This window comes from Limnohabitans sp. DM1, assembly GCF_001269385.1.
Lineage (GTDB): Bacteria > Pseudomonadota > Gammaproteobacteria > Burkholderiales > Burkholderiaceae_C > Limnohabitans_A.
Genome location: NZ_CXOO01000062.1, coordinates 66452 through 77031 on the forward strand (window position 1 = coordinate 66452; position 10580 = coordinate 77031).

Genomic DNA, 10580 nt, shown 5'->3' on the forward strand with positions numbered 1-10580 from the left:
GATCGAAGTCTCGGGTTAACAAGAAAAAAGGCGAACAATTTGTTCGCCTTTACTTTTGTGGTGGTGGGCGCTGACGGTCTCGAACCGCCGACCTACTCCGTGTAAAGGAGCCGCTCTACCAACTGAGCTAAGCGCCCCACCTGAAAAAGTTTAATCAGTTCAAAGCATCCTTGAGGCCTTTGCCTGGACGGAACTTTGGAACCTTAGCTGACTTGATTTTAATCGCTGCGCCAGTGCGTGGATTGCGGCCTGTACGTGCTGCACGCTTTCCAACTGCGAAAGTGCCAAAACCCACCAATGAAACGGTGCCGCCTTTTTTCAGAGTGGTGCGCACAGCGCCGATGGTGGCTTCCAAAGCGCGGCCAGCAGCAGCCTTGGACAGGTCAGCGTGTTTCGCAATGTGTTCGATCAGTTCAGTTTTGTTCACAAGAAACCTTTGAATAAGTGAAACGCCGGTTTTACCGGCGTTGATTCTGGAATTGAATTCAGCAGCACATGCTCTGAAATCGCTTGTCTCCGGCGATGAGGCCTGATTCGATTAGAGCCAGCACAAGCGGGTCTGTCAATCAGGAATCACGCGCAGTTGTCGCGATATGGAGGGGAATTCTAGCCTCGAAAATGCAGACTTCTGATGCAGAGATCAGTTTTTTCGACCCCTGTTAACATGACCAACAAGCGCTATGGACAGCCCTCAACCCAGCGCTTGCTCAATGGCACGGCCAAGGTCCGATGTTTGGGCATTTCCACCCAAATCAGGTGTGCGAGGCGCACCACTTCCTGGCGCCAACACCTTTTCTATCCCGGCCAGCACGGCATCGTGCGCGGCTTTGTGGCCTAAAAACTCCAGCATCATGGCGCCACACCAAATCTGACCAATCGGGTTGGCAATGCCCTTACCTGCAATATCTGGCGCTGAGCCATGCACAGGTTCAAACAGCGAAGGAAATAGACGATCCGGATTCAGGTTGGCACTGGGCGCAATGCCAATGGTGCCGGTGCACGCAGGCCCCAGGTCACTCAAGATGTCGCCAAACAGGTTGCTGGCCACCACGACATCAAAGAAATCGGGGCGCTGCACAAAGTGCGCCGTGAGGATGTCAATGTGGAACTTGTCCACGTTGATGCCCGGATAGGCCTTGGCCATTTCAGCCACACGCTCGTCCCAGTAGGGCATGGTGATGGCAATACCGTTGGATTTGGTGGCGCTGGTCAGGTGCTTCTTGGGCCGGGTTTGTGCCAACTCAAAGGCGAATTTCAGGACCCGGTCCACCCCGATGCGGGTCATGATGGATTCCTGCATGACGATTTCACGCTCGGTGCCCGGGAACATGCGCCCGCCCACGCTGGAATATTCCCCCTCGGTGTTTTCGCGCACGATGTACATGTCAATTTCACCGGGCTCGCGGCGGCTGCCGTCCTTGCGCACCACGGGCGCAATGATGCCGGGCATCAAACGTGCGGGACGCAGGTTGATGTACTGGTCAAACTCGCGGCGAAACAGCAGCAAAGAACCCCACAGCGAGACATGGTCGGCGATCTTCTCGGGCCAGCCCACCGCACCAAAGTAAATCGCATCGTGCCCGCCAATCTGGTCTTTCCAGTCATCGGGCAGCATCTTGCCGTGCTTTTCACAATAGTCCCAGCTCGAAAAATCGAAATGGTCAAAGTGCAGGTCGATGCCGAACTTGCGGGCGGCAGCGTCCATCACGCGCAGGCCCTCGGGCATGACTTCTTTGCCAATGCCATCGCCTGGAATCACGGCTATGCGGTGTCGGGTCATGGGGTGTCCTCTGTCAAATCAATCCAATGGTGCAAGCGCGCTGGTACTGCGACGAGAGCGAGAGCATACAAGCTCAGTCAGCAAGCCATGTTCACCGAGGTGACGCACGCACCACCAGGCTCACGCCCAATGCGGTGAGGGCTGTACCTGCCAGCGTGGCCGCCGTGATGGTTTCACCAAACAACAACCAGGCAATGATGGCCGTGGTGGGCGGCACCATGTACATCAGGCTGGTCACCGAGGCCGCTGCGCCGCGCTGGATCAGGATATACAGCAAGGAACTGCCGCCCAGCGTCAAACCCAGCACCGACCAAGCCATGGCCCCGGCCAGCTCGGCGTTCCAGCGCATGGCTTCGGGCTCGGCAAGTGCCAAAGGCAAAGTGACCACAAAAGCTGCCAGCAACTGAACCGTATTGGCCGATCGCACATCGCAAGGCTGAACAAAGCGTTTTTGATACAAAGTGCCGATGGTGATGCTCAGCAGCGCCCCGATGGCAAAAGCCATGTTCACAGGCGTGACGTGGTCCATGGGCGAGCCCAAAGTGAGCTTGCGCCAGACCACCATGAGCAAACCCGCAAAGCCCAGCAGCAAACCCAGCCACTGTCGACGCGACACCCCTGGCTGGTCAGAGCCGCGCAGGCTGTAGGACAACCAAATGGCGGTCAGCACAGGCTGAAAGCCGACGATGAGAGACGACAAGCCCGAGCCCATGCCCGCTTTGACCGCAGCCCAAACGCCGCCCAGATAGCCCGCATGCATCAGGATGCCCGTGACCGACAGGTGCAGCCACTGCGAACGGCTTTGCGGCCACTGGACGCGAGCCAGCTGAATCCAGAGCATGAAACACAGAATCGAGAGGAAGTAGCGCACCACCAAAAAACTGAACGGTGGTGCATGCGGCATGCCATAGCGAGCGACGATGAACCCGGTACTCCAGATCAGCACAAACACAACGGGCATGGCCTTTATCCAGGCCGTGTTCCCTTGAGGGCTGTTCATTTCACGCGTGCCCGGATTTCAGGCAGGGCCTTTTGCATGTAGTAAACCATGGACCAGATGGTCAGCACGGCGGCAATCAGAATCAGCACGGCACCCCAAGTGCGGGTGTCGATCACGCCAAACAGCATGCCGTCATAAAGCAAAAAAGGAATCGCCACCATCTGCACCGTGGTCTTGAGCTTGCCCACCATGTGCACCGCCACGCTCTTGCCCGCGCCAATCTGGGCCATCCACTCACGCAGCGAAGAAATGGCGATTTCGCGGCCAATGATGACCAGCGCAATCAGCACATGCACCCGGTTCATGTGCACCAGGATCAGCAGCGCCGCACACACCAGAAACTTGTCGGCCACCGGGTCAAGGAAGGCGCCAAAGGCCGAGGTCTGGTTGAGCTTGCGGGCCAGAAAACCATCGAGCCAGTCGGTGATGGCAAACAGCACAAACATGACCGTGGCGATCAGGTTTTGCGTCTCCACCGTCAGGCTCTGCAGGTAATACACGCCAACGATCAAAGGGATCGCGACAATGCGCGTCCAGGTCATGAGGGTGGGGATTGTGAAAAACATGGTCTTCATTGTGGCACGCCAAACGGGGGTTTCATGAACGACGGGGCCCGGAACTCAATGCAATGCGTTGTAAATGGTTTCGGCCAGCTCGTGAGAAATACCGTCCACCCCGGCTAAATCTTCCACGCTGGCCGCCTCGACCCCGCGCACACCGCCAAAGCGCTGCAACAGCCGGGCCCGTTTGCGCGGCCCGATGCCCGGGATGTCCTCGATCTTGCTGCCGCCCATGCGCACTTTGGCCCGCTGGGCCCGCATGCCGGTGATGGCAAAGCGGTGCGCCTCGTCGCGGATTTGCGCCACCAGCATGAGCGCGGCCGAGTCCTTGCCCAAATAGACCTTCTCGCGGCCATCGGCAAACACCAACTCTTCCAGGCCCACCTTGCGGCCCTCGCCTTTTTCCACACCCACGATGCGAGAGAGGTCCAGCCCCAGGTCGGTGAACACCTCTCGCGCCATGCTCACCTGGCCTTTGCCACCGTCGATCAGCACCAAGTCCGGCAGCCGGGCCGTGCCTTCGCCCGAGCGCAAGGCTTCGGCCAGCTTGCCGTAGCGGCGCATCAGCACCTGGCGCATGGCCGCGTAATCGTCGCCGGGCGTGATGCCCTCAATGTTGTAGCGGCGGTAATCGCCGCTTTGCATCTTGTGCTGGCGAAACACCACACAAGAGGCCTGCGTGTTCTCACCCGCCGTGTGCGAGATGTCGAAACACTCGATGTGCAGCTGGTCCAAATCGTCTGGGGCCAAATCCAGCGCCTCGGCCAGCGCCCGGGTGCGGGCCTGCTGGGAGCCTTCTTCGGCCAGCAAGCGGGCCAGTTGCAGCTCGGCGTTTTTCTCGGCCATCTCCAGCCACACGCGGCGGTGCTCGCGCGGATTCGTCACCGTGCTGATCTTCACGCCCGACTGCGCCGACAAGGCCGCGATCAGCGCTTTGTCGACCACCGCGCTCAAGATCAGCAGCGGCGGCACGGGCACGCCAATGTAGTGCTGCGCCAAAAAGGCTTCGAGCACCTGCACCTCGACCGGAAGCGGCGCTTCACCCTCCTCCAGACCCAGCAAGTCCTGCGCGTCCTGCACATGCACCGGAAAATAAGGCCGGTCGCCCAAATGCCGCCCACCGCGCACCATGGCCAGGTTCACACAGGCGCGGCCGCCCTGCACTTTGGCCACCAAAATGTCGGCATCGGTGTCCACCGCCGTGTCCACCGACTGCTGGTGCAAGACCCGCGACAGCGCCGTCAGCTGGTTGCGCACCTCGGCCGCCAGCTCGAATTCGAGCTTGTCGGCATGCTGCATCATCCGCGCTTCCATCTCGCGCATCAGCGCCTGGGTTTCGCCGCGCAAAAACTGCTCGGCATGCTGCACATCGGCCTTGTAGTCCTCGGGGCTGATCAGGTTCACACACGGCCCCGAGCAACGCTTGATCTGAAACAGCAGGCAAGGCCGGGTGCGGTTGGCAAACACCGTGTCCTCGCAGGTGCGCAGCCTGAACACCTTCTGGATCAGCTGAATCGACTCCTTGACCGCCCAGGCGCTGGGGAAGGGGCCGAAGTAACGGTGTTTCTTCTCCACCGCCCCCCGGTAATACGCCACACGCGGGTAATGCTGCGCCTCGGGCGTCTTGACCACAGCGGGCAGCGCCACGCGGCCATTGCCCGTGAGCTTGAGGTAGGGGTAACTCTTGTCGTCCCGAAACAGGATGTTGAAGCGTGGGTGCAGCGTCTTGATGAGGTTGTTTTCCAGCAGCAGCGCCTCGGCCTCGGAGCGCACCACGGTGGTCTCCATGCGCGTGATCTTGCTGACCATGTGGCCAATGCGGGTGCCGCCGTGGTCCTTCTGGAAGTAACTCGACACCCGGCGCTTGAGGTTCAGCGCCTTGCCCACATACAGCAGCTGCTCCTGCGCATCAAAGTAGCGGTAAACCCCCGGCAAGGCGGGCAGCGCGGCAACTTGCGCGAGCAGGGCTTCATCATGGGTGTTCGACATGGCGGCTATTGTCTGTGAAAAGATGCGTGTGAAATCTCCAGCGACAATCGCCGCATGCAAACTGGCCAACTCTGGGACATCTTCTGCACCGTCATCGACAACCACGGCGACCTGGGCGTGTGCTGGCGCCTGACGCGCCAGCTGCGCGACGCTGGCCAGCGCGTGCGCCTGTGGGTGGACGACGCCTCGGCCCTGGCCTGGATGGCCCCCACCGCCCACCAAGAGCCTGGCATTGAAGTGCGGCCGTGGGCCGATGCCAGCCAAGCCAGCACCCTGCAAGCGCTGCCCCCGGCCAACGTCTGGGTCGAAGCCTTTGGTTGCACCTTGCCCGAAAACTTTGTGGCCCACGCGGTCAACACAAGAGCCAAGCCACCCACCTGGATCAACCTCGAATACCTGAGCGCCGAAGACTGGGTGCCCCGCATGCACGGTCTGCCCTCGCCCGTGATGAGCGGCCCGGCCAAGGGCTGGAGCAAGACATTTTTTTACCCCGGCTTCACAGAGGACACGGGGGGCCTGCTGCGCGAGGCCGACCTGCTGGAACGCCAGCAAAACTTTGACCTTCTCAAAAGTTCGGCCTGGCGCGAGCAACACGCCCCCAACCTGCCACCGAATGGCCTGCTGATCAGCCTGTTCTGCTACGAACCCGCCGCCCTGCCCAAGCTGCTGACGCAGCTGGTGGCCACACCCCACCACCTGCTCGTGGCCCCCGGCCGTCCGCTGGCGGCGGTGCAGCAAGCCCTGGCAGGCATGCCCGTGCACCCCAGCTGGAGCGCCCTGCCCTACACCGACCAAAACGGCTTCGACGAGATGCTCTGGGCCTGCGACTTGAATTTTGTGCGCGGCGAAGACTCGCTGGTGCGCGCCCTGTGGGCCGGCCAGCCCTTCATCTGGCACATCTACCCACAAGACGACAACGCCCACCACGCCAAGCTGGAGGCGTTTCTGGATTGGATGCAGGCCCCGGAAAGCTTGCGCAAGGCGCATCGGATTTGGAATGGAATGGAAGCGGGCGAATGGCCTGCGCTCAATGCCGAAACGCTGCAGATTTGGAGCCACAATACCCAAACCAAGCGCCATCAAATTTATGGGCAAACTGATTTGGTCACACAACTGATCCATTTCGTGGGTTGAAAAAATCGACAAGGGACGCACCATGGTCTTTGGCAACAAACTGGATATCAGCAGCCAGGTTGAACTCCACCGGGTGGAAGAAAAGCTCAGCAAACAAAAAGCCAAACAGTTGTTTGAAAGCGGCGACATCGACAAAGTGGAAGTGGGCACCTTTGCGGGCCTGGCCAACATCCATGCTTATTTGTTTGACGAGGTGTATCCCTTTGCCGGCCAGGTGCGCGACGTGAACTTGGCCAAGGGCAACTTCAGGTTTGCACCTGTCATGTATTTGCAGCCATCGCTGGCACACATCAGCGCCATGCCACAGCAAAGCTTTGAACAAATTGTCGAGAAGTACGTGGAAATGAACGTGGCCCACCCGTTTCGGGAAGGCAACGGGCGGGCCACCCGCATCTGGCTCGACCTGATGCTGAAAAAAGAAATCCGGCAGGTCATTGACTGGAACTTGGTGGACAAAGCAGAGTATTTGTCGGCCATGGAGCGCAGCGTGGTCAAAGACCTGGAAATCAAACACCTGCTCAAGGGCGCATTGACCGACCAAATCCACGACCGCGCGCTCTACATGAAAGGCATCGACGTGAGCTATTACTACGAAGGCTACAGCGAGTACAAGGTTGAGGATTTGTGAGCTAAGGCATTGGCAAGGAAATGCCCAATGATTCCCCAGCCCTCAGGCTGCGCATAACAGACGCATTTGCCAAGCCTCGCAACATACAAAAACGCGGTGGCGGCACTTGCGTACCAACGTTTGAGCGCTGGCCGCGGTCCGTCAGGGACGTCGCGCCTGCAGCGAATTGTTGGGTTTCATATTTCGCCGTTATGAGCCTGGTCATAGCAATAGAGTTGCTCATCGATTTCACTCAAAGGTCGCTTAAGCACTTTGGAAAGCTCCGAAACCTGTTCCGCATATTCAATGTACTTGTCATAGTCATACGTCGCGTGATGCGGCTTCTTGCCTGTAAGGGCTCGATATGCACGAACATCTATGATTGGAAATACAGATGGCTTGATGAACTTGAGGATTGCGCTCGCCATAGGAAATCCAATGCCTTGCGATATTACGAGATTCTCAATTACTTCTTTGACAAGATCATCCCTCAACTTCACATCCGTATTGGCCGACAGTTCGTTCAGTTTTTTCAGCGTATTGCTAGAAACCGAAAGAACCCTATCTAATTTCCAAAGTGACACCCGCCTTAGATCATCTTCAGTGATCGATGTAGAACCATTCAGCTTGGCGTGTAACTCTGCAGTTTCCTTGTCGTTGTTTGAGAAATTGAAGTTCAGCGCATCAGATTCTGCGCTGAACTTTTTATACGTGCGCTTTGATTTTTTCTTCTCTTCTGCCACAGACACCTCCAATGAAACTTAACGCCCTAGTTAACAGGCGCCGGAGCACGAAGTGCGGAGGGTACCGTGGCAGGCAATGAGAATGCCGAAGGCATGGCCTGCCGTGGCGTCCGCGTTGAACGCCGAGTTAGGCTGATGACAGGGGCTTCAATAGTTGAGTTCCGCATGGATTATTATTTGTTGTTTCGATTTGTTGAATAAATATAAAATGCATGGGATATTTTTGAACCTTGCATAAATCCTCTCATTTATATATACATGGAAATTTCGGCGCTAAGGTGGCCGCGAGTTTCTTCTATGTAAGCCTGTAAAGATTTATTGGTTAGTGTGGATGTTTCTACAACGGAGGCGAGCAATCTCTCTGTGGGCCTTCGATCCATCATGTTCGATGTTGCGGTTCCTAGCGGAACAACAATGTATGCATACTTTGTTAAGTGGCGAGACCTATCTGCAAACTCATGTCGATTGACCTCTAGCGTGTCACCATTGTATTCATAGTATCCATTTGCTGTTTCACTGCATTCAATGTAGCGTGAATTCCATAGGACGGCAAAATCCTGCGTCCACTCGCTTGGAATTTCTCTTTTGATTTCTTTGTCAGTCGAGTCGATTGTTATAAATGGGGGCGATGGACTTACAAGAAAAATAAAGAAATTATTGTATTCATGGTGCTTGTCCTTGTGTACGATCAGCTTATCAATCGCTATTTCGGTGTACTCCGAGAATAGCCAAAGCCCCGAATCCAGTTTTTTGGTCTCACAATAGGTTCCGTCGCCACCTTCAACACTCATCCGCCAAAAATCCTCTGGCGTGCATTGACTATGGAAATTGACTAGGAATTTCTCAATCTGCGCCGCATCACTTGTTTCGTATATTTCGCCAATTTTTGGAAATGTGCGCCTGATGGCATTATCGAACTGATGCAGCGGCTCCCAATAATCTTTTTTTGGTGGGGATTTAAGCTTCTTTATGTGCTCCCGGATCTCATCAAGCGATTGATATCTCTCTTTAGGATCATTTCTTAAGCAAATCTTAATTATTTCGTCAAGAATTTTCAAATTCTGGGGCGACGTGCTGTTTGCTATTGGTTTTCTATCTAGACCTCGAATAATGGTCCCTGTCAACGCCCATTGCAGTACTTGGCCTAGCGCGTAGATGTCAATTGCCCGGGTTGGCGGTGATTTGCTGTTTACTTGCTCGGGCGCGCTGAAAGAAAAATTTGCCAACTTTTCAGTTGGTTTTGTTTTTGAATCCTTAGGGAAATCGTCTGCAGAAAAGTGCGCTATTCCAAGATCCCCGATCACATAACAGTCGTTACTTTCGTCATGGAATATATTCTGGGGCTTGATATCCCTGTGAACAATATTATTTGCGTGCAGGTGGTGGATTCCTTTGGAGATATCCTCGAAGAGACGCCAGCCCTTTTGGGATTTTTCCTCCTCTGTCGAATCTCCCATGTGGCCGATGTTTTGTAGTGTCTGCGCATACCTTCGCATCACGATAATGTAATATTTTTCTCCATTAACCTCTGTGGAGTCAAAATGATATGAATTGACAATATTGTCGTGGGTCTTTATCTGGGCTGCGCAAAAAAATTCGTCTTTGAATCGACTTAATTTCGACTCATCTGTTGATTTTAGGAACTTGACTGCAAATTCCATCTCATTTTTTTCGAACAGAAATACATAACTGTTTCCTCCTTCGCCCAGACTTTTCTTGAAGGAAAATTTACCAATATCTGTGGATATTTCTTTCTGCGATTTTAGAATCGAATGTAAATTGCTATTCATTTATGTATACTTGATGTACAGAAATTGGAAGATTTGCCAAATGGTAGCGTATCTTTGTGAAAAGCCTAACGCCTAAATCAGGTGCCCCGTAGGCGTCACCTGGATTTACTTGTTAGCAATCTTTACTCGATTACTCGGGCTACGATTGATTAAGGTCTTTTTGATAAGGTCACGAGCATAGGACTCTGGCATATCGTAATCAATCAGTGACGACATTATCTCATCCTCGCTGAATTTGCCTGACTCAGCCATATTTAATATTTTCATGATCACATTCTTATCGAACTCTGATGTGTTGATCGAGTTGATCAGACGGTTTTTAGATCTTATATTTACTTCAGATTCAAGATCTCTAATTCTGTGAGTCAAACTTCTAGTGTTTGATAAAATTTCGGAAAGAATATCTTGCTCAGAGCGAGGGGGAACAACAATCCACCGAACATAAGCCTCTACGCCTTGTAAGCCAAATGCGGATGCGGCTTTGTTTTGCTCGCAGGTCGTGGCCGAGATCGGCCTTCAACCCTTCGCACCAGATTGCCCTTGAGCAGTTCGATGCTCTGGGCGATGCACGTCGCAAGGGCGCTAGGCAGCAACAGCAAACGGGGCAGCATGCGTTGCATCAGGCTGGCCGCGTAGCTGCGGTTGCAGATTCGATCAGTGCGCTCTTGCATGCCACGGGCACAGTAACTGAGCAAAGCGCCCAGGTTGTCGGCCAACACTTTGGCGGCGATATCAATGACACAGGCTTGCTGGCTCAGGCCGCTGACGCTTTCGATTTTCAGGCGGTGCTTAAGGCGTTTGAAGGCTTCTTCGATGCGCCAGCGTTGGTGGTACAGCTGCCCAAAAACCTCAGCAGGAAACGCCCGTGCATCCATGTTGGTGAGCAGCACGCGCACCTTGCCGCTGGAGCTGACACAACGCACCAGTCGCACGCGCGGGGCTTGGCGAATGAAAGATCGGCAGAGCGTCGTGTAGGG

The 10580-nt window shown here is 55.1% G+C and carries 10 protein-coding genes and 1 tRNA gene; 2 read left to right on the plus strand and 9 right to left on the minus strand.

Going from position 1 to position 10580, the window contains the following annotated elements:
- Positions 1–61 precede the first annotated feature (61 nt).
- The 6 genes from AMM33_RS20190 to uvrC all read right to left on the minus strand — a co-directional run bounded on the left by AMM33_RS20190 (position 62) and on the right by uvrC (position 5329).
- Positions 62–137, minus strand: a tRNA-Val gene (locus AMM33_RS20190).
- A 17-nt stretch (positions 138–154) separates the two neighbouring features.
- Positions 155–442, minus strand: a complete 288-nt coding sequence (locus AMM33_RS20195; protein ID WP_255350721.1) for an HU family DNA-binding protein — start codon at positions 440–442, stop codon at positions 155–157.
- Positions 443–691: 249 nt separating this feature from the next.
- Positions 692–1780 carry a tartrate dehydrogenase gene (locus tag AMM33_RS20200; protein ID WP_090143031.1) on the minus strand — a complete coding sequence of 363 codons (1089 nt, stop codon included), beginning with the start codon at positions 1778–1780 and terminating at the stop codon, positions 692–694.
- Positions 1781–1871: 91 nt separating this feature from the next.
- Complete coding sequence (locus AMM33_RS20205; protein WP_228768273.1) at positions 1872–2741, minus strand: DMT family transporter; 870 nt, start codon at positions 2739–2741, stop codon at positions 1872–1874.
- A gap of 35 nt (positions 2742–2776) precedes the next feature.
- Complete coding sequence (pgsA, locus tag AMM33_RS20210; RefSeq protein ID WP_090143047.1) at positions 2777–3346, minus strand: CDP-diacylglycerol--glycerol-3-phosphate 3-phosphatidyltransferase; 570 nt, start codon at positions 3344–3346, stop codon at positions 2777–2779.
- A 54-nt stretch (positions 3347–3400) separates the two neighbouring features.
- Positions 3401–5329 (minus strand): excinuclease ABC subunit UvrC, encoded by a 1929-nt coding sequence (gene uvrC / locus AMM33_RS20215; protein ID WP_090143033.1) that lies wholly within the window; start codon positions 5327–5329, stop codon positions 3401–3403.
- Between the two features lie 54 nt (positions 5330–5383).
- On the opposite strand from uvrC, the gene earP reads away from it, so the two are divergent.
- Positions 5384–6463 (plus strand): elongation factor P maturation arginine rhamnosyltransferase EarP, encoded by a 1080-nt coding sequence (earP, locus tag AMM33_RS20220; RefSeq protein WP_090143034.1) that lies wholly within the window; start codon positions 5384–5386, stop codon positions 6461–6463.
- 22 nt (positions 6464–6485) lie between these two features.
- Positions 6486–7091 (plus strand): protein adenylyltransferase Fic, encoded by a 606-nt coding sequence (gene fic / locus AMM33_RS20225; protein WP_090143035.1) that lies wholly within the window; start codon positions 6486–6488, stop codon positions 7089–7091.
- A 176-nt stretch (positions 7092–7267) separates the two neighbouring features.
- On the opposite strand, the gene AMM33_RS20230 is transcribed toward fic, so the two are convergent.
- The 3 genes from AMM33_RS20230 to AMM33_RS20245 all read right to left on the minus strand — a co-directional run.
- Positions 7268–7813, minus strand: coding sequence for a hypothetical protein (locus AMM33_RS20230; protein ID WP_194945608.1), 546 nt, complete (start codon positions 7811–7813; stop codon positions 7268–7270).
- A gap of 248 nt (positions 7814–8061) precedes the next feature.
- Positions 8062–9603: a serine/threonine protein kinase gene (locus AMM33_RS20235; RefSeq protein ID WP_090143037.1), complete on the minus strand. Its 1542-nt coding sequence runs from the start codon at positions 9601–9603 to the stop codon at positions 8062–8064.
- A gap of 449 nt (positions 9604–10052) precedes the next feature.
- Positions 10053–10580 (minus strand): transposase (locus AMM33_RS20245; protein WP_228768274.1); only part of this gene is annotated, 528 nt, incomplete at its 5' end.

Coding starts and splice junctions, on each gene's coding strand:
- AMM33_RS20235 (WP_090143037.1), bottom strand. CDS start 9,603: ATGAATAGCAATTTACATTCGATTCTAAAATCGCAGAAAGAAATATCC.
- uvrC (WP_090143033.1), bottom strand. CDS start 5,329: ATGTCGAACACCCATGATGAAGCCCTGCTCGCGCAAGTTGCCGCGCTG.
- AMM33_RS20200 (WP_090143031.1), bottom strand. CDS start 1,780: ATGACCCGACACCGCATAGCCGTGATTCCAGGCGATGGCATTGGCAAA.
- earP (WP_090143034.1), top strand. CDS start 5,384: ATGCAAACTGGCCAACTCTGGGACATCTTCTGCACCGTCATCGACAAC.
- pgsA (WP_090143047.1), bottom strand. CDS start 3,346: ATGTTTTTCACAATCCCCACCCTCATGACCTGGACGCGCATTGTCGCG.
- fic (WP_090143035.1), top strand. CDS start 6,486: ATGGTCTTTGGCAACAAACTGGATATCAGCAGCCAGGTTGAACTCCAC.
- AMM33_RS20205 (WP_228768273.1), bottom strand. CDS start 2,741: ATGCCCGTTGTGTTTGTGCTGATCTGGAGTACCGGGTTCATCGTCGCT.